The organism is Limnohabitans sp. DM1 (assembly GCF_001269385.1).
GTDB lineage: Bacteria > Pseudomonadota > Gammaproteobacteria > Burkholderiales > Burkholderiaceae_C > Limnohabitans_A.
In genome coordinates, this window is record NZ_CXOO01000022.1 from 33,870 (window position 1) to 51,313 (window position 17,444).

Genomic DNA, 17,444 nt, shown 5'->3' on the forward strand with positions numbered 1-17,444 from the left:
AACCCTTGCTGGATCACACCGTGGCTGGCCATTCAAGGCCCCCGTGTGTGATCCAGCAATGGGCCTATTGATCCGGCCCGATGATGTTTGCATCAATGCTTTTTTTGTTGGAGCGGTGCCCTCGCCGCAATCAAACTTGCAGCCCACCACACATCGCTAAGGCGGAGCTTGCTCATGGGTTTTGAATGGGCTTTGTAGGAGCAGCACCCCGTGCGCGATGGCCCGCAGACCACCAACGCCCATCGCGCGCAGGGCGCAGCTCCTACAGATCAAACTTCATGGTGCCGGATCACTAACGCCCGTCGTTCACCCCTGCAAAAGCTGTTGCAGCTGGGGCTTGAGCACCTTGCCCAAAGCACTCTTGGGCAGGCTGTCCATGAACACCACGCGGCGCGGCAGCTTGAAGCGGGCGATGCGGCTTTGCAGGTGTTGCAGCACGGCTTCGGCCGTCAGGGCCTGCCCTGCGGGGTCTGGGCTGCGCACCAGCACCGCCACGGGCACTTCGCCCCAGCGGGCATCGGCCACGCCGACCACCGCGTTCTCGGCCACGCCGGGCAAGGTGACGAGCTGGTTTTCGATTTCGGCCGGGTAGATGTTTTCGCCACCCGAGATGATCATGTCTTTGCTGCGGCCCACGATGGTGATGCAGCCGTCTTCGGCACGCTGGCCCAAGTCACCGGAGTGGAACCAGCCGTCCTGCAATCCCGTATTGGGCTGGCAGTCGGCACGCCAGTAGCCGCGCATCAGGTTGGTGGCGCGGATGCAGACTTCGCCCGTCTCTCCGGGGCCGACTTCCTGGCCTTGGGCGTCGATGAGTTTGACCTGCGCTTGCGGGTGCGGCCAGCCGGATGCGCCCAAGCGGGCCATGGCATCGGGCAGGCGCAGCACGATGGACACAGGCCCCGTCTCGGTGGTGCCATAGACCTGGCCCACGGGCACGCCGCGTGCGTGCAGGGTTTCGATGTAAGCCACAGGCACAGTGGACGAGCCGGTCATGATGCCGCGCAGGCAAGCCAGCGAAGTGTCGGCCCAGCGCGGGTGTTCAAACACGGCGCGCATGGTGGCGGGCACCAAGAGCGACAGTGTGGGGCGGCTCGTTTGCATTTCACCCAGCCAAGCCGTCGGGTCAAAGCGCGGGTGCAGCACCACCTCCACCCCCGCCAGCAGCGCGGGCAGGGTCTGGATGCACAAGCCGCCCACATGGAACATGGGCAAGGTGGACAGCACCTTGTCGCCGGGTGGATTGTTGTTCGGCCCCGCAGGGCGAAACTCATGCGCCCAGGCACTGGCGCGGGCATTGGCCAACAGCGCGGCTTGTGTGTGCACTGCGCCCTTGGGCACGCCCGTCGTGCCCGAGGTGTAGACCAGCAGCAGCGGCAAGTCGCCATGCACGGCGGGCCGAAGCAAGGCGCGAGGCGAGGCGGTGGCGATCAGGTTGTCGTGGTGCGTGTGCTGCAGGCCTGCGCCTTGCAGCGCATGAGCGGCATCGGCATGGTGGCTGTCGTGCACCAGCAGGCGCGGCTGGGCGTCTTGCATGACCTGATGCAACTCTGCCACCGCCAGACGAAAGTTGAGCGGCAAAAACACCGCACCCAAACGGGCACAAGCCACCAGCGTGACCAACTGCATCTCGTGGTTGAAACCCAGCCAGGCCACACGGTCACCCGGCTGCACGCCCCAGGTGGACTGCAGGTGCGCGGTGACGCGTGCCACGCGCCGCCAGAACTTGGCAAAGTCGTAGGTGAAGGTGCTGTCACCCGTCTGATTGGCCTTGCGCTCATCACCCCGGAAGGTCATGGCGGGCTGCGTGCCGCAGTCCTGCGCCAGCTGCTCAAAGCGGGCCGCGAGGGGGCTGGTTTCGTCGCCCAACATCACTCGTCTTTTTCGCCGGGTTCGTACAGGGCTTCACGGCCAATGCGGTCCATGCACAGCTCGGCCGTCCAGGGCAGCATGAGCGAGCCGCAACGTGCATCGCGGTAGAGGCGCTCCAGCGGCAGGCTTTTGAGCATGGACTGGCCGCCGCAGGTGCGGATCGCCAAACGGGCAATGTCTTGCGCGTTTTCCATGATGGTGTACTGCGCGGCATAGGCGCGCAGGCGGGTGGACTTGCTCGGGTCCACCTTGGCGTCTTCGATGGCGCGCAAGAAGAGGTTGCGGGTTTGTTCGAGCTTGATGAACATCTCGGCCACGGCGATCTGCTTGGTCGCGAACTGGCGACGCTTGACGGGGCCCGTGCCCGGAATCTCGCCACGCAAATAAGCCACGGTGAAGTCGTACGCCGCTTGTGCGATGCCCATATACGTGGGCGAGAGCGTCATGAACATGTGTGGCCAGCGGCTGGCCGCCTGGAAGTACAGGCCTTGCGGCATGAGCGCTGCGTCGTCGGGCACAAACACGTCTTTGAAAATCAAATTGCGCGACACCGTGGCGCGCATGCCCAACGGGTCCCAATCGCCTTCGATCGTCAGGCCCGGCGCTGTGCGGGGTATGGCCAGGTACAAGGTGTCGCGGCGCGAGAGGTCAGCGCCCTCTTTTTTCTCGGTGCAGAGCACGCCAAAGTAATCGGCCGCGTCCGACAGGGATGCGAAGATTTTTTTACCATTGATCTTCCAGCCGCCATCGACCTTGACGGCGAGGGTGCCGAAGGGTTGTGCGCCCGCAGCAGCTGCACCACCTTCCGAGAAAGGCTGCGCGTAAATCGCGCCGTCTTTCACCACCCGCGCAAAGTGGGTGGCCTGATGGCTGCGGTGGCTGGCGCGTTGCTCGGGCGTCATCTCCAGGTCTTCTGACAGAAGACCACTCCAAAGCATGGTGCAGACGTGCATGTTGAAGGTGAGCGCGGTGGCGCCGCAGTAGCGACCGATCTCGGCCGAGACCATGGCATAGGTGGCGTAATCGGCACCCTGGCCGCCATGCGCTTCGGGCACGCACAACGCCAGCAGGCCCGAGTCGCGCATGTCGTCGTAGTTGGCAAACGGGAACTGGGCGTCGCGGTCGAGCTGCGCAGCACGGGGGGCGAACTTCTCGCGGCCGAGTTGCCGCGCCAAAGCCATCAGCTTTTGCTGCTTCTCGGTCAGGGGGTAATCGTCGCCACAGATGGGCATGACGTCTGGTTGAGAGGGGGCTTGCACGTCGGTCATGGTTTCACGTCCTTCAGGAATTTTTCGAGTTCGGCGTTGAACGCCTCGGGCTGTTCGTAATGCAGCAAATGCCCTGCCCCGGCCAGGCAGGCGTAGCGCGCACCGGGGATCTTTTGCGCCATGCGTTCCATCACGGTAGGCGGGGCGGTGCGGTCATGTTCTGCGGCCAGGCACAACACGGGCACGGTGATGATGGGCAAAGCGGCGCGTTGCTCAAACTGCACCAGCGCATGCAGCGCGGCGCGGTAGGTGGCGGGCGGCACAGCCGACATGCTTTGGTGCGCCGGGATCAACTGGGCGGCATCGCCACCGGGCGCGGCCATGGTGGGGATCAGCTTGTCGGCGATGTCGCCCATGGTTTTGCCCGCTTCCAGCGGGGCCAGGCGCTGCGCCAAAAACTGCTTTTGAAAATCGCCGTCGCTGTGGCCAAAAGCCGGGCTGCTGGCGGCCAGCAGCAGGCCACGGATGCGCTCAGGCTTTTGCGTCCAGGCTTGCAGGGCGACCATGGCGCCCATGCTGTGGCCCACCAACACGGCTTGTTCTATGCCTGCTGCGTCCAGCATCTGCCAGAGGGCTTGCGCCAGGTGCGCGAAGTCATAGGGGATGACCATGAGGCTGTCGCCATAACCGGGCATGTCCCAGGCCAGGCTGCGCCAGCCCAAGGCAGCCACATGCGCTTGTTGCGCTTCCCAGCCCTGCCTGCCACCGCCCACGCCGTGCAAAAACACCACAGCAGGCTGCGAGGGCAGGCCCACGTCGGTGAAGGCTGGCGTATTCATCAGAAATACCACCTAAAAATCTGTCGCTTTGCGGCTTTGATGTGGGAGGCCGCCCCTGCGGCCGAATGTTTAAAGTAGCTCCGCCCTGCATTCGCGAGCGGGGGCTCGCTCCCACATGGATTCAGGAAAGCGCGTGCGTGCAGCCTCATGAAAGTGCATCCGTTTGAACCACTCCCGTATCAACCACCACCGTATCGTCGAGCCGGATGGTGCAGCCGCGCATGGGCAGGTCAAAGTGGCCCAACGTGTGGCGGCCCGCGACTTCGTTGGCCCCAGTCGAATACAAAAAGTTGCCCGCAAAGGCGCGCAGCTCGGTGCCATTGCAGTCGCGCTTGTCGTAGAACGCCATGGCATCCCAACGCGCCGCCGGGTTCAGGCCAAAGCCCACATGCGAGACGGCATAAGCGGCGCGGTGGCCCTCGGCGTCTTCCCAGGCTTTCCAGTAGCCGCGCATCATGTCCACGTCCACGCCCTGCCCCTCGATGTCGACCACGCTGTCGTTCTCGATGGTCAGGCGGATCGTGTCGCGCAAATAGCTTTTGAAAGTCAGGTTCACATCACCCGGGGCCATGACCAATGTGCCGTTGACACTGCCCGCTGCGGGGAAAGCCAACGCCAGCCCGGCAGGCCAGTGAGAGACCATGCCCGGCTTGGGGCAAAAGCCCCACACACCACCCACCACCGCTTGTTTGTCGCCATGTTTCAGGTTCACCCGCAGGTCGGTGCCTGCGGCAGACGTGACGTGCATTTGTTGTGTGCCGCGCAGCTTCTTCATGGCGGCACGCACCACGCCTTCGAGCGCCGGATCGGGCACGGTGCGCTCCAAAATTTCAGGATGCTCGTTGGACACCATGAGCAGACGCGGCATGTGGCCGTCCACGCCCTTCATGATGGTCGGCAACTCGGGCGCGTGCAGCAGGCCTTCGACGGTGCAGTCCACCACCATGTCGGCGCGGGCCAATGCTGCCACCACGGGGCCGAGTTGCCCAATAGCGTCACTCGCACCTGTGGAACGCACGGGCGCGGGCGCTGTCAGTGCAGGCGTGGTCAACGTCACCTCAAACACACGAGCGCCCATGGCCTCCAGCGCGAGGCGGGCCAAGTCCACGTTGACCCGGCGTGATTGGGTTTCGGCCAAAATAGCGACCACTTCGCCAGGCTGCACCTTGCACAGCGTGAAGGTGCGGGTAAACGCCGCGAGCCACCTGTTTTCGATTCGTTCCACCAGCATGCTTGTCTCCTTGGCCTGCAGCTCTGAACGGTTCACCTGCAGACATGAATGGTCAGTTTATATGAAAATTCATGCAATTCAACTATCATCCACCCATGCACCAAGCCCCCCCATCTCACATCAAAGCGCTGAGTCCAGACTTTGAAACGCCGCATTTCAAGCAAGCCCTGTCGCGCTTTGCCACGGGGGTGACCGTCATCACCACGTTCGCACCAGGCGCACACAAGGGCGATTCGGCCAGCAGCAGCTTTGTGGGCATCACCGCCAGTTCATTCAACTCGGTGTCACTCACACCGCCGCTGGTGCTGTGGAGCCTGGGGCAAGGCGCCAGCAGCGCACCGCTGTTCCATGCGGGCACGCATTACGTGGTGAACGTGCTGGCCGCCGATCAGCTGGATGTCTGCAACCGTTTTGCCTTCGGCAAAGGCGACCGCTTTGCCGACACCGCTTACCAGCTGGGCGAGTCGGGTTTGCCCATATTGACTGGGGCGCTGGCCTGGTTTGAATGCCACAACCGCAGCCGCCACGAAGAAGGCGACCATGTGATTTTTGTGGGTGAGGTGGAACGCTGCGGTTTCAGCGATGAAACGACACCGCTGGTCTACCAAGGCGGGCAGTTCAGCACCACCACGCCTCTGCCCCATCCTCTGCCATGACCAACTCGGCAGGCTTTGTCGACGACTACCTGGCTTACTTGCTGGCACGCGCCAGCCATTTGATTTCGAGCGAATTCCACGCCGTGGTCGAGGCCAGTGGCCTCTCCCTGATGGAGTGGCGCGTCATGGCCAGCCTGTCGGGCAAAGACAGTTTGAGCATCAACGAACTCGCCAGCATCGTGCTGGCCAAACAACCCACCGTGACCAAGTTGGTGGGCCGTATGCAAGACGCCGGGTGGGTCAAGCGCTGCGACGCCGCACATGACAAACGCCAAAGCCTGGTCAGCCTCACGGCAGCAGGCCGGCGCAAAGTGCAGCCCCTGCTGAAGCAAGCCAAAGCACACGAGGCGCAGGTGGTGTCAGCTTTGGGTGCAGACCCAGCGCATCAACTCAAGCTCATGTTGGAGAGATTGATTGCGGCGCATACAAGTGCTGGTGGAAATTTGCTTTGAATATTGAAAGGGAACACACATGACCCACGCATTCAAGAGCATCCAACAAGGCTTGACTGAGGCCATTGCACATGCCAAGACCAAAGACACAGAAACCACTGGCGTAAAGCTGTACCAGCCTCATGCCGTCAATGTGTTGGACCTGCGAGAGCGACTGAATATGACTCAAGAACAGTTTGCTGCGCAATTTGGTTTTTCAGTCGCCACACTGCGTCATTGGGAGCGTGGCGACCGCTCGCCCAGCGGCGCATCGCTGGTATTGCTCACTGTGATTGATCGCAATCCAACAGCGGTGATGCAAGCATTGCAATAAAAAAATTCGACCCATTCTTTAGCAAGTCGACGATACAAATCTAAGCACCTTCCCGCGACCAAGTTGGTGGGCCGCATACAAGACGCCGGGTGGGTCAAGCGTTGCGATGCCGCACACGATAAACAGCAAAGCCTAGTGAGCCTCACGGCTACAAGTCGGCGCAAAGTGCAACCCCTGCTGAAGCAAGCCAAAGCGCACGAAGCGCAGGTGGTCTCGGTTTTGGAGTCGGATCCGACCCATCAACTCAAACTCATGTTGGAAAGCTTGATTGCGACGCATGGCAGTGCGGGGGGCGCTGATTTGATTTTGGGATTTTGAGGTTGTTGTTTGGACCCGGGCGGTATTTGTTCCAATCTTGCATATGCGTAGATTAAGATTAAGGACAAATCAGGGGAAAAACATGAGGCATATCGCCCTTTCAGCACTTTTTGGGTTAACGATCTTGGGCGCTGCTGCTCAACCCGCCGCAGATATAGCGCAACTAGCCCAGCGCTTGGAAGGGACAATTTACGTGATACCCCACCGTGAGTCTGCTGACGGTTCATTAACTGCGTGCGGTTTGGAGTTTGGTGCTCTAAAGCGTGACTTCACCACTATGAAAGGTGCTCCGGTCAAATTAGTAGGTTCCTTTTACTTGCGGCCACACTCGGTGACAGGTCTCGCATATATGTTGAAGGTAGGCATATTCGACGGCTTAGGCTACACCAACGGATTCGCACCTGCCAATGCGTTTATTCGTGGGCCGAATAGTCGGGCACCCAAAAAGGCAATACGACAGGAAGCAGAAAACAACGGCTTTGCCCTTTTTGTCGGTGCACTTGACGATGAAGTCATTGCCGCCTATGCCGGAATTGCGGAGAAAAAACAATTGGTTGTAGGGTTCAATAGGAAGCCCGGTCAACAGGATGTGCTGTTCAATCTTGACTTGACGGTAATCGATACCGAGATGGGTTCTGATGGACAACCTATCCGCAAACGAACTAACGCGGCAGTAGATGAATTTCTGGCTTGTTCGGACGATTTAATGAAAACGCCAAGTTCCAAGATCAAATAGCCACTTCCAGTTGTTTGATACGGCGCATTGCCGATTCCGGATGCCAGTCACTGTCAATTAAAGCCTTCACAGGGGTTCTTGCCACTACATGCACATGCTTAATCGAGACATAAATTCGCGCTTTGAGGATTGGTTGCTCAGTCCAAGGGAAACTCTAGACTTTGAGGTCAAGCAGTGGCTTGACCTTACGGACAGTGAGGCCCAAGGCACGGTCGCGAAAGCGCTAATCGCGCTCGAAAATCACGGCGGAGGGTTCCTTCTTTTTGGGTACTCTGAAGACTCGAACAAAAAGCTGGTGCCTGACTGCAATCGGCCCGCTTCGCTCGAATCCTTCCTGACGGACGCGATCAATGCCATTGTCAAAAAAAGAGCCGAGCCGACCTTTAGCGTCGAGGTTACATTGCAGCGCCACCCTGAAACCGATCTTGAGTACCCACTCGTACGCGTACTTGGGCGTTCTAAGGTACCTGTCCGATCTGACAGCGCTACAGCTGGCGGATCGCTGAAGCAGCACGTGTACTACATCCGCGCGCCTGGTCCTGAGAGTCGTGGTCCCCTGACCGCGGCGGAGTGGGATGGACTCCTACGTCGAGCAGTGGCCAATCAACGCGAAGAGATAGTTGGACTCTTGCGTAGCATTCTTCCAAGCGCTTCAGATTTCGGTATTGCTTCTCAACCTTCGGAGTTGGATCGCTTGAACGAATTCGTCGCGGCGGCAGTGACGCGATGGAATTCCTTGAACGAATCCCTTCCAAAGGAACATCCGGCGGCAATAAGTCTTGGTCATTACCACTTCGCAGCACGGCTGATTGGCAAGCCTACGAATTCGACAACTCAGTCTATCCTTCAAACCAACAGTTCAGCTAGACGCTACACGGGATGGCCAGCCTTTATAACTCTACATCAGGACAAGACTCGCCCAAAACTTGTGGACGGTTGTATTGAAACTTGGCTCGCTGATACGAAATATCCCGATGTTGGTCACGCTGACTTTTGGCGCATCGACTCCAATGGAAACTTCTTCTTGCTTCGCGGGTATCAGGAAGACTCGCTTGATCCCAACAAGGGCTTAGGAGCGGCCGGCACCCTCTTTGAGGCGACCCTCCCCATCTGGCGATTGGGTGAGTTTCTACTCAGAGTCGTGGAGATTGGGTCGACAACTTTTGAACCTGATTTCGAGTTAGCCATTAGCTGTGAGTGGCATGGTCTTAAGGATAGAAAACTGTTCGTCCACAATATGCGGCGATTCTTGGCTGGAACCTACAAATCATCGCAAAACGACATCCAAACTACCGGACAATTTCCCGCATCTGCAATCAGAGATCTGCTGCCTGACGTCGTGAAAGCCCTCACTCACACCCTATATGAGCACTTTGATTTTTTCACTCCCCCTGATTCCATGTACAAGGAGGAATTGGGTGAGATGATGAAAAACCACTACTAATCACATTGTGATTTTGTGATCGTCAGCAGAGGGTCGACTCCCGTCCTTGGTTCCGGCTTCACGTGGTTGGCTCACAGCCTAAACCTGCCGATCGATCTAGGCCTTCTGCAGCTTCTCACTAAGACCTTTTAAATTCAGTCCGGCACCACCGCCGTGACCTCAATCTCAACCAGCGCCCGATCTTCCACCAGATCGGCCACTTGCACCAGCGTCATGGCCGGGTAGTTCTTGCCGATGACTTCCTGATAAACCTTGCCCAGCTCGCGGCCGCGTGCGAGGTATTCCTTCTTGTCTTTGACGTACCAGGTCATGCGGGCCATGTGCTGTGGGCCTGCTCCTGCGCACGCCAGCGTGTCGACGATGTTTTGCAGGGCTTGGCGGCACTGGGCCACGAAGTCGTCGGTCTCGAATTGAGCCTGCCCGTTCCAGCCGATCATGCCCGCGACGAACACCATTCGGCCGCGCGCTTCGATGCCGTTGGCATAGCCTTTGGCGGGTGCCCAGCCTTCGGGTTGGAGGATGTTGAACATGGGGTTTCTTTCCATAAAAGTGTTCATCTGTCTTTGTAGGGGCCTGCCCTGCTGGCGATGTTGGTTTGCACGCCATCGCTTGCAGGGTAAGCTCCTACAAAGAGCCTGCTTCGGGTTGCGATCAATCCATTTGACGCAGCTTGAAGCGCTGCAGTTTGCCGGTTTCGGTGCGGGGCAAGGCGTCCAAGAAAATCACCTTCCGCGGGTATTTGAACGGGGCGATGGTTTGCTTGACGTGCTCTTGCAAGGCTTTTTCCATGGCCGCATCGCCCGTGTGGCCGGGCTTGAGCACCACATAGGCCTGCACGATGTGGCCACGGTCTTCGTCGGGCATGCCGACCACGCCGCACTCGGCCACGGCCGGGTGTTGCAGCAAAGCGCCTTCCACCTCGGGGCCTGCGATGTTGTAGCCTGCCGAGATGATCATGTCGTCGTTGCGCGCCTGGTAGCTGAAGTAGCCGTCGGCGTCCATGACAAAGGTGTCGCCCGGCAGGTTCCAGCCATCTTTCACATAGTCTTGCTGGCGCGGGTCGGCCAGGTATTTGCAGCCTGTGGGGCCGCGCACCGCCAGTCGCCCCACGGTGCCGGGTGGCACGGGCTGCATGTCGTCGCCCACGATCTGCGCCACATAGCCGGGCACCACTTGGCCGATGCTGCCGGGGCGCACTTGAGCGCCCGCGCTCGAGATGTAGATGTGGATCACCTCGGTGCCGCCAATGCCGTCGGTCATCTCGATGCCCGTGGCCTGCTTCCACAGCTGGCGGGTGGCGTCGGGCAAGGCCTCGCCTGCCGAGACAGGGTGCTTGAGGCTCGACAGATCAACGCCTTTGGCCAGCATTGCCATCTGGCGATACATGGTGGGCGCGGTGTAGCACTGAGTGGCGCGGTACTTGGCAATGGTCTGCATCAAGGTCTCGGGCGTGTGCTTTTCGAGCAGCACGGTGCTCGCGCCATAGCGCAGCGGAAACGCCAGCAGACCACCTAGCCCGAAGGTGAAGGCGATGGGCGGCGTGCCGCACACCACATCGTTTTCATTAATTTGCAAGATGTGGCGCGGGAACAAATCGCACATGGCCAGCACATCGCGGTGGAAGTGCATGGTGCCTTTGGGCTTGCCTGTCGTGCCACTTGTAAACGCAATCAGGCACACGTCGTCGCGGCTGGTGGGGTGGGCGGTGTACGCGACACTTTGCTGCACCATGCGCTGTTCCAGGCCATCAGGGGCATCGCTGCGAAACTGCACCAGTTGCTGCAAGCTGGCCATGTGGCTGGCGTGACCGGGCGTCATGCAGTGCTGCAGTTCGTCGGCCAGCAGGCTGTCGCAAAGCGCAGCGCTGACCTGCGCTTTGTCGATGATCTGTGCCAACTCGCCCGCACGCAGCAGCGGCATGGTGGGCACCGCCACCAGGCCCGCCTTGAGCGCGCCCAGCAAGCAAGCGGCCATCATGGGGCTGTTGCCGCCGCGCAGCAAAATGCGGTTACCGGGCAAGAGGCCCATGTCTTGGGTCAGCACCTGGGCGATGCGGTTGCTCTTGTCTTGCAACTGCGCATACGTCCAGCTGAAGTCGCCACCGCCCTTGTTGAAGTCGCTCACGCCATGCAGCGCGATGCGATCGCCTCGGCCTGCACTCACATGGCGGTCGACCAATTCCATCGCGCAGTTCAGTGTGTAGGGATAGTCCAGCTCGGGCCGGTTGGCGATGAACACGGGCCACTGCTCGGGCGGTGGCAAGCGGTCGCGTGTGAAAGCATCCACATGCGTGCTCGGTATAAGTGTGTTCCAGTCGTTCATGTCTTCTCCGTTTTTTTCGATCCGGTCATGGACAGTGAGTCCCTTGGCTGTTTTGTAGGAGCCCACCCCGTGGGCGATGGTTTTTTTCAGGGCGTGTGCCACGCCCATCGCCCACGGGGTGGGCTCCTACAGAAGCAGGGGCACCTGTATTCAACCTTTCAACACATCCTTGCCGATGATCAGCTGCTGCACTTCGGTGGCGCCTTCGTAAATGCGCAACGCCCGAATCTCGCGGTACAGCGACTCCACCATCACGCCTTTTTTGACGCCCATGCCGCCGTGCATCTGCACCGCCATGTCGATGATCTGTTGGGCGTTTTCGGTAGCGGTCATCTTGGCCATGGCCGCTTCGCGGGTGATGCGACCGCCTTGGTCGCGCAGCCACGCGGCGCGATACGTCAAAAGCGTGGCCGCGTCCAGCAGGGTGGCCATCTGCGCGATCTTGGTCTGGGTGATCTGAAAGTCGCCCAAGCTCTGGCCAAACATCTTGCGCGAACGCGCCCAGCTGATGGACTCGTGCAACGCACGCCGCCCAAAGCCCAAAGCGGCCGCCGCCACCGAGGTGCGGAACACATCGAGCGTGGCCATGGCGACCTTGAAGCCTTGGCCCGCTTCACCAATGCGCTGGTTCGCAGCGACCTTGCAGTTGTCAAACTTGAGCGTGGCCAGCGGGTGGGGCGCGACCACGTCAATCCGTTCTTCAATCGACAGACCGGGCGTATCCGCATCGACAATGAAAGCCGTGATGCCGCGTGCGCCAGGCGCTTCGCCTGTGCGGGCGAACACCACATAAAAGTCGGCAATGCCGCCGTTGCTGATCCAGGTCTTGCGTCCGTTGAGCACATAGCCGTCTGCCGCGGGCGTGGCGCTGCACTGCATGGCGGCTACGTCGGAGCCTGCATCGGGTTCGCTCAAGGCAAAGGCGCTCAAGGCCTGGCCCGACGCCACACGCGCCAGGTAGCGCTGCTTTTGATCGGCTGTGCCCATGAGGCTGATGGCGCCTGTGCCCAAGCCCTGCATGGCAAACGCGAAGTCCGACAAGCCGTTGTGAAAAGCCAGTGTTTCGCGCAGCAGGCAGAGCTGGCGGGTGTCGATCACGTCCGATGCGGCGCCGTAGGCCGTGCCGGACACTGCGTGCTTGAGCCAACCGCCGCTGCCCAGCAGGCGCACCAGACGGATGCATTCGGCGTCCACCGCGTCGCGGCTTTCGTCGTGATGGGCGTGGGCAAGGTGCTCTTGGCACCAAGCGTCCAGCCGCACTTTGAAGTCGCGGTGGCTGTTGTCAAAGAAAGGCCAGTCGAGTTCTGGCGGGTGATTGGCTGTGTGATTTGACATGGCTCAGTCCCCTTCAAACACGGGCGTTTGCTTGGCCACAAAGGCGTGGTACGCCCGGTGGAAGTCGTTGGTGGCCATGCAGATGGCTTGGGCCTGGGCTTCGGCCTCGATGGCTTCGTCCACGCCCATGTTCCATTCCTGCTGCAGCATTTTTTTGGTCATGCCGTTGGCAAAAGTGGGGCCAGCGGCCAATTGGGCGGCCATGGCTTGTGCCTCGCCCAGCACCTCGTCTGCGCCGCACACCCGGTTGTAAAAGCCCCAACGTTCAGCCTCCAGCGCGCCCAGTCCGCGCCCTGTAAACAGCAACTCGCTCGCACGCCCCTGGCCGATGATGCGCGGCAAAAGTGCGCACGCGCCCATGTCGCAACCGGCCAAGCCGACCTTGTTGAACAGGAAATAGGTCTTGCTGCGCTCGGTGCCGTAGCGCAAGTCAGACGCCATGGCCAGGATCGCGCCAGCGCCCGCGCACACGCCGTCGATCGCCGCGATGATGGGCTGGGGGCAAGCGCGCATAGCCTTGACCAAGTCGCCCGTCATGCGGGTGAAGGTCAAGAGGCCAGGCATGTCGAGCTTTGTGAGCGGGCCGATGATCTCGTGTACATCACCACCTGAGCAAAAGTTGCCGCCCTCACCCGTGATGACCACGGCATGCACATCGGGCGCATAAGGCAAAGCGCGGAAAAAGTTGCGCAGCTCGGCGTAAGAATCAAACGACAGCGGGTTCTTGCGCTCGGGGCGGTTCAGGCTGACGGTGGCCACACCGTCTTTGACGGCCAACAGGAAGTGTTCTGGCTGGTACCCCGCCATGGGCTGGTTGTGGCGTGGCAGCTGGTGCGACTGGCCGGGCAAGTAGCGTGTGCTCATGGGTTCTCCTCGGTTCATTCCGGGTGGGGGTGGATGGGGGGTGGGCTGGGTTGACCGGTTTTCAGGGTGCCCAACAATTGGTGCAGTTGTTCTTGCTGCTGCGCGGGCAGGGGCGACAGCAACTCGACCACCCAGCTTTCATGGGCAGTGGCCATGGCGGCGAAAGCCTCGCGACCCGCTGGCGTCAGGTGCACCGCATACGCACGTCGGTCCCCGGGCTGGGGTTGCCGCTGCACGAGTTGTTCTTTTTCCAGTTGGTCCACGATGCTGGTGACGTTGCCACCCGTGACCATCATGCGGCGCGAAAGCTCCCCCATGGACAGGCCTTGCGCTTCTCTTTCGAGTTGGGCCATCAGGTCAAAGCGCGGCAGCGTGATGCCGAACTGCTCGCGCAAGCGTTGGCGGATGGTGTCTTCGATGCGGGTGGTGGCCGAGAGCAGGCGCAACCACAGCCGCAGCGAGGCGTGGTGGTCGGCGTGGGCGCGCACCTCCATGTCGGTGTGGCGCGCATTCATCCTGCCAGCTCTCCACCGTCGATGGCAATCGCCTGGCCGTTGATCGCGTCGCTGCCCGCCGCGCACAGCCACAACACGCTTTGCGCCACTTCGTGCGGTTGCACCAGGCGCTGCTGCGGGTTGCTGGCGGCCAGCGCTTGGCGCGCTTCGGCCTCGCTCTTGCCCGTTTTGGCCACAATGTTCTGCACGGCTTCACGCACGATGTCGGTCTCGGTGTAGCCGGGACAAATCGCGTTCACCGTCACGCCTTTGCGCGCCAACTCCAGCGCCAAGGCCTTGGTGAGGCCCACCACGCCGTGCTTGGCCGCGACATAGGCGCTCACGTAGGCATAGCCTTTGAGGCCCGCTGTGCTGGCGATGTTGACGATGCGCCCGGGCGTGCCTGCTTGCGCTGCCTCGAGCATGCCGGGCAGCACCGCCTGAATGCAGTGGTAGGTGCCTGTGAGGTTGACGTTCAGCATCTGCTGCCACATGGCGGCATCGGTCTTGGCAAAGGGCGCGCTGTGCGCTTGGCCCGCGTTGTTGACCAAGATGTTCACCGGGCCCAAGCGGACCTGTGCTTGCTGCACCGCCGCTTGCACGGCGTGTTCATCGGCCACGTCCATGGGCGCAATCAACACTGCCACATCGGGCACTTGCGCGCGCAGGGCTTCGGCTTGCGCGTGCAGCGTGCCTTGCGAGCGACCGCACAGTGTCAGGCGACAACCCGCCTGGGCGAGTGCCAGTGCGATGGCCGCACCGATGCCCGCGCCCGCGCCGGTGATGAGGGCATGGCGACCTTGCATCTCAGTCCCCTTTGGTCGCCGATTGCTGTGCGCGCTCGCGGGCAAACCCGGCTTCGAGTTGCGGCTTGCCCGACACGTAAGCGCGTGGCCAGGCGATGTCTTTGAAACCAATTCGTGCGGCTTCGGTCAAGGTCCATGCTGGATTGGCCAGGTGCGGGCGGGCCACAGCGCACAGATCGGCGCGGCCAGCGGCCAAGATGCTGTTGACGTGGTCGGCCTCAGAGATGGCCCCCACTGCGATGGTGGCGATGCCCGCTTCTTGTCGGATGCGGTCTGCAAACGGGGTTTGGTACATGCGGCCGTAAGTGGGCTTTTGTTGCGCACTGACCTGGCCCGATGAGCAATCGATCATGTCGGCGCCTGCGGCCTTGAAGGCGCGGGCAATCTCGACCGCGTCGGTCGGCGTGATGCCACCCTCAACCCAGTCGTGCGCCGAAATCCGCACCGACATGGGCAGGTCTTTGGGCCATGCGGCACGCACGGCGGCAAACACTTCGAGTGGGTAACGCAGGCGGTTTTCGAGCGAGCCGCCGTATTCGTCGTTGCGTTGGTTGGTGAGCGGGCTGATGAAGCTCGACAGCAAGTAGCCGTGGGCACAGTGCAACTCCATCCAATCAAACCCCGCTTGCGCAGCGCGCTGGGTGCTGGCCACGAATTCTGCGGTCACGCGGTCCATGTCCTCACGCGACATGGCACGGGGCACATCGCCATGGGGCAAATAGGGGATGGCCGATGCCGCGATGAGCGGCCAGTTGCCTTCTGCATCGTCTGCGGGCACAGGCTGGTCCATGCCCGGCCCTTGCCAGGGGCGGCAGGTCGATCCTTTGGGGCCGGCATGGCCAATCTGCAGGCCGATTTTCGCGTCAGACTTGGCGTGCACCCAGTCCACAATCTTGGCAAAGTCGTGGGTCTGCTGGTCATTCCACAGACCCGGGCAGCCGTGCGTGATGCGCCCATCGGCACTTGGTGCGGTCATCTCGACCATCACCAAGCCTGCGCCGCCCATGGCGCGTGCGCCCAGGTGCACCAGGTGGTCATCGCCTGCACGACCGTCCACCGCCATGTATTGCGCCATGGGTGACACCACCACACGGTTCTTGAGCGTGACCGAGCGCAAGGTGTAAGGCGTGAACATGGGGGGGCGAATGCCCGGCATGGCCGTGCGCCCTGCAAACCAGGCCTCGTAACCTTCGAGCCAGGCCTTGTCGCGCAAGCGCAAATTCTCGTGGCTGATGCGCTGGCTGCGCGTGAGCATGGAGTACATGAACTGCTCGGGCTCAAGCTGGTCACAGTAGCGCTCGCCACAGACCTCGAACCATTCCATCGCGTTCCAGGCCGCGTTTTGCAGTCGGATCACGTCGATCTCGCGCACGGCTTGGTAATGTTTCAGCACTTCGGGGATCCGGTCGGCGGTGTCGCCCAGCGTCTTGAACTGGCGCACCAACTCAATCGCGTCTTCCAGTGCGAGCTTGGTGCCCGAGCCAATCGCAAAGTGGGCGGTGTGCACCGCATCGCCCATCAGCACCACATGGCTGTTGCCGTTGAAGTGCGACCAGTTGGCGCACTTGACGCGCTGGAAGTTGAGCCACGCCGAGCCGCGCAGGTGGCGGGCGTTGGTCATCAGCTTTTCGCCTTGCAGGTTCTTGGCAAAGAGTTTTTCACAGAAGGCAATCGACGCATCCTGGTCGGCCTTGTCCAGGCCATGTGCCAGCCACACATGCTCGGGGCACTCGACAATGAAGGTGGAAGTCTGGTTGTCGAACTTGTAGACGTGCGCCTGGAACCAACCGTGTTCTGTCTTCTCGAACAGAAAGGTGAAGGCGTCGTACTGCCGATTCGTGCCCAGCCAGATGTAGCGGTTGGGTCGCGTCACGATATCGGGCTGGAAGATCTCGGGCAAGCGGCTGCGCACGCGAGAGTTAATGCCATCGCTGGCGATGATCAGGTCGGCGTCGGGGAAGTCCAGATCGGACTGCGCGTCCTGCTCAAACATCAGCTTCACACCCAATTGCTCGCAGCGCGCCTGCAGGATGTTGAGCAGCTTCTTACGGCCGATGCCTACAAAGCCGTGGCCGCCCGATCGGATCACGCGGTCCTTGAAGTGCAGCTCGATGTCGTCCCAGTGGTTGAAGGCCTGCTGCACTTCGTTGGCGGTCTCGATGTCCCACTGGCGCATGTTCTCCAGCGTCTGGTCAGAAAACACCACACCCCAACCAAAAGTGTCGTAGGGCTTGTTACGCTCTACCACGGTGATGTCGTGGTGCGGGCCGAGTTTTTTCATCAGCAACGCGAAGTACAACCCGGAAGGACCACCGCCAATGCACACGATTTTCATAGCTAAACCTTTCGCCTCTGACCTTCGTCCGAATTGATTAAGACCTTGATATTTCAAGTTTGAAGTATTTCCTTCAGCCACCCTGCTGTCAATCAGGTGTTAACCCTTGCGAAGATGAATTTTCAGGTCGGTGGTCGAAGACCCCGACGTTTGCTCCCCAGACCCTGCCGCATGGCGAGCGTTGACGATGCGCGTTTCACGTCGGACTCCCCGATCACC

At 60.9% G+C, this 17,444-nt stretch carries 16 protein-coding genes; 5 read left to right on the forward strand and 11 right to left on the reverse strand.

Going from position 1 to position 17,444, the window contains the following annotated elements; all coding sequences use genetic code 11:
- Window positions 1-306: 306 nt before the first annotated feature.
- The 4 genes from AMM33_RS07955 to AMM33_RS07970 all read right to left on the reverse strand — a co-directional run bounded on the left by AMM33_RS07955 (window position 307) and on the right by AMM33_RS07970 (window position 5,150).
- Window positions 307-1,872 carry a class I adenylate-forming enzyme family protein gene (locus AMM33_RS07955; protein WP_090140205.1) on the reverse strand — a complete coding sequence of 522 codons (1,566 nt, stop codon included), beginning with the start codon at window positions 1,870-1,872 and terminating at the stop codon, window positions 307-309.
- Entirely contained in the window at window positions 1,872-3,140 is a 1,269-nt protein-coding gene (locus tag AMM33_RS07960) for an acyl-CoA dehydrogenase family protein (protein ID WP_369802415.1), read from the reverse strand. Before AMM33_RS07960 ends, AMM33_RS07955 begins: the two co-directional genes overlap by 1 nt.
- Complete coding sequence (locus tag AMM33_RS07965; RefSeq protein ID WP_090140207.1) at window positions 3,137-3,919, reverse strand: alpha/beta fold hydrolase; 783 nt, start codon at window positions 3,917-3,919, stop codon at window positions 3,137-3,139. The genes AMM33_RS07960 and AMM33_RS07965 overlap by 4 nt, the downstream gene beginning before the upstream one ends.
- Window positions 3,920-4,064: 145 nt before the next feature.
- Window positions 4,065-5,150: a 2,5-dihydroxypyridine 5,6-dioxygenase NicX family protein gene (locus AMM33_RS07970; protein WP_090140532.1), complete on the reverse strand. Its 1,086-nt coding sequence runs from the start codon at window positions 5,148-5,150 to the stop codon at window positions 4,065-4,067.
- A gap of 71 nt (window positions 5,151-5,221) precedes the next feature.
- On the opposite strand from AMM33_RS07970, the gene AMM33_RS07975 reads away from it, so the two are divergent.
- The 5 genes from AMM33_RS07975 (at window position 5,222) to AMM33_RS08000 (ending at window position 9,069) form a co-directional block, all read left to right on the forward strand.
- Window positions 5,222-5,806, forward strand: coding sequence for a flavin reductase family protein (locus tag AMM33_RS07975; RefSeq protein WP_228768015.1), 585 nt, complete (start codon window positions 5,222-5,224; stop codon window positions 5,804-5,806).
- The gene (locus tag AMM33_RS07980; protein WP_090140211.1) at window positions 5,803-6,258 is read left to right on the forward strand and encodes a MarR family winged helix-turn-helix transcriptional regulator; all 456 of its coding nucleotides are present in this window, start codon (window positions 5,803-5,805) and stop codon (window positions 6,256-6,258) included. Before AMM33_RS07975 ends, AMM33_RS07980 begins: the two co-directional genes overlap by 4 nt.
- Window positions 6,259-6,277: 19 nt before the next feature.
- Window positions 6,278-6,571, forward strand: a complete 294-nt coding sequence (locus AMM33_RS07985; RefSeq protein WP_090140212.1) for a helix-turn-helix domain-containing protein — start codon at window positions 6,278-6,280, stop codon at window positions 6,569-6,571.
- A 400-nt stretch (window positions 6,572-6,971) separates the two neighbouring features.
- Entirely contained in the window at window positions 6,972-7,625 is a 654-nt protein-coding gene (locus tag AMM33_RS07995; protein ID WP_194945330.1) for a hypothetical protein, read from the forward strand.
- Between the two features lie 88 nt (window positions 7,626-7,713).
- Window positions 7,714-9,069 carry an AlbA family DNA-binding domain-containing protein gene (locus AMM33_RS08000; RefSeq protein WP_090140219.1) on the forward strand — a complete coding sequence of 452 codons (1,356 nt, stop codon included), beginning with the start codon at window positions 7,714-7,716 and terminating at the stop codon, window positions 9,067-9,069.
- A 134-nt stretch (window positions 9,070-9,203) separates the two neighbouring features.
- On the opposite strand, the gene AMM33_RS08005 is transcribed toward AMM33_RS08000, so the two are convergent.
- The 7 genes from AMM33_RS08005 to AMM33_RS08035 all read right to left on the reverse strand — a co-directional run bounded on the left by AMM33_RS08005 (window position 9,204) and on the right by AMM33_RS08035 (window position 17,225).
- Entirely contained in the window at window positions 9,204-9,599 is a 396-nt protein-coding gene (locus tag AMM33_RS08005; RefSeq protein WP_090140220.1) for a RidA family protein, read from the reverse strand.
- Window positions 9,600-9,720: 121 nt separating this feature from the next.
- Window positions 9,721-11,391 (reverse strand): AMP-binding protein, encoded by a 1,671-nt coding sequence (locus tag AMM33_RS08010; protein WP_090140534.1) that lies wholly within the window; start codon window positions 11,389-11,391, stop codon window positions 9,721-9,723.
- 150 nt (window positions 11,392-11,541) lie between these two features.
- Window positions 11,542-12,726 (reverse strand): acyl-CoA dehydrogenase family protein, encoded by a 1,185-nt coding sequence (locus AMM33_RS08015; protein ID WP_090140222.1) that lies wholly within the window; start codon window positions 12,724-12,726, stop codon window positions 11,542-11,544.
- A 3-nt stretch (window positions 12,727-12,729) separates the two neighbouring features.
- Window positions 12,730-13,590: an enoyl-CoA hydratase family protein gene (locus tag AMM33_RS08020; RefSeq protein ID WP_090140224.1), complete on the reverse strand. Its 861-nt coding sequence runs from the start codon at window positions 13,588-13,590 to the stop codon at window positions 12,730-12,732.
- A gap of 14 nt (window positions 13,591-13,604) precedes the next feature.
- A complete protein-coding gene (locus AMM33_RS08025) occupies window positions 13,605-14,105 on the reverse strand; it encodes a MarR family winged helix-turn-helix transcriptional regulator (protein ID WP_090140225.1) in 501 nt (166 codons plus the stop codon).
- Window positions 14,102-14,890 carry an SDR family NAD(P)-dependent oxidoreductase gene (locus AMM33_RS08030; RefSeq protein ID WP_090140227.1) on the reverse strand — a complete coding sequence of 263 codons (789 nt, stop codon included), beginning with the start codon at window positions 14,888-14,890 and terminating at the stop codon, window positions 14,102-14,104. Before AMM33_RS08030 ends, AMM33_RS08025 begins: the two co-directional genes overlap by 4 nt.
- Before the next feature lies 1 nt (window position 14,891).
- The gene (locus tag AMM33_RS08035; RefSeq protein ID WP_090140229.1) at window positions 14,892-17,225 is read right to left on the reverse strand and encodes a bifunctional salicylyl-CoA 5-hydroxylase/oxidoreductase; all 2,334 of its coding nucleotides are present in this window, start codon (window positions 17,223-17,225) and stop codon (window positions 14,892-14,894) included.
- Window positions 17,226-17,444: the final 219 nt, after the last annotated feature.

What these genes read in the sequence shown, in the direction of transcription:
- AMM33_RS07955 (WP_090140205.1), bottom strand. Translation starts at nt 1,872, where the DNA reads ATGTTGGGCGACGAAACCAGCCCCCTCGCGGCCCGCTTTGAGCAGCTG.
- AMM33_RS07960 (WP_369802415.1), bottom strand. Translation starts at nt 3,140, where the DNA reads ATGACCGACGTGCAAGCCCCCTCTCAACCAGACGTCATGCCCATCTGT.
- AMM33_RS07965 (WP_090140207.1), bottom strand. Translation starts at nt 3,919, where the DNA reads ATGAATACGCCAGCCTTCACCGACGTGGGCCTGCCCTCGCAGCCTGCT.
- AMM33_RS07970 (WP_090140532.1), bottom strand. Translation starts at nt 5,150, where the DNA reads ATGCTGGTGGAACGAATCGAAAACAGGTGGCTCGCGGCGTTTACCCGC.
- AMM33_RS07975 (WP_228768015.1), top strand. Translation starts at nt 5,222, where the DNA reads ATGCAATTCAACTATCATCCACCCATGCACCAAGCCCCCCCATCTCAC.
- AMM33_RS07980 (WP_090140211.1), top strand. Translation starts at nt 5,803, where the DNA reads ATGACCAACTCGGCAGGCTTTGTCGACGACTACCTGGCTTACTTGCTG.
- AMM33_RS07985 (WP_090140212.1), top strand. Translation starts at nt 6,278, where the DNA reads ATGACCCACGCATTCAAGAGCATCCAACAAGGCTTGACTGAGGCCATT.
- AMM33_RS07995 (WP_194945330.1), top strand. Translation starts at nt 6,972, where the DNA reads ATGAGGCATATCGCCCTTTCAGCACTTTTTGGGTTAACGATCTTGGGC.
- AMM33_RS08000 (WP_090140219.1), top strand. Translation starts at nt 7,714, where the DNA reads ATGCACATGCTTAATCGAGACATAAATTCGCGCTTTGAGGATTGGTTG.
- AMM33_RS08005 (WP_090140220.1), bottom strand. Translation starts at nt 9,599, where the DNA reads ATGTTCAACATCCTCCAACCCGAAGGCTGGGCACCCGCCAAAGGCTAT.
- AMM33_RS08010 (WP_090140534.1), bottom strand. Translation starts at nt 11,391, where the DNA reads ATGAACGACTGGAACACACTTATACCGAGCACGCATGTGGATGCTTTC.
- AMM33_RS08015 (WP_090140222.1), bottom strand. Translation starts at nt 12,726, where the DNA reads ATGTCAAATCACACAGCCAATCACCCGCCAGAACTCGACTGGCCTTTC.
- AMM33_RS08020 (WP_090140224.1), bottom strand. Translation starts at nt 13,590, where the DNA reads ATGAGCACACGCTACTTGCCCGGCCAGTCGCACCAGCTGCCACGCCAC.
- AMM33_RS08025 (WP_090140225.1), bottom strand. Translation starts at nt 14,105, where the DNA reads ATGAATGCGCGCCACACCGACATGGAGGTGCGCGCCCACGCCGACCAC.
- AMM33_RS08030 (WP_090140227.1), bottom strand. Translation starts at nt 14,890, where the DNA reads ATGCAAGGTCGCCATGCCCTCATCACCGGCGCGGGCGCGGGCATCGGT.
- AMM33_RS08035 (WP_090140229.1), bottom strand. Translation starts at nt 17,225, where the DNA reads ATGAAAATCGTGTGCATTGGCGGTGGTCCTTCCGGGTTGTACTTCGCG.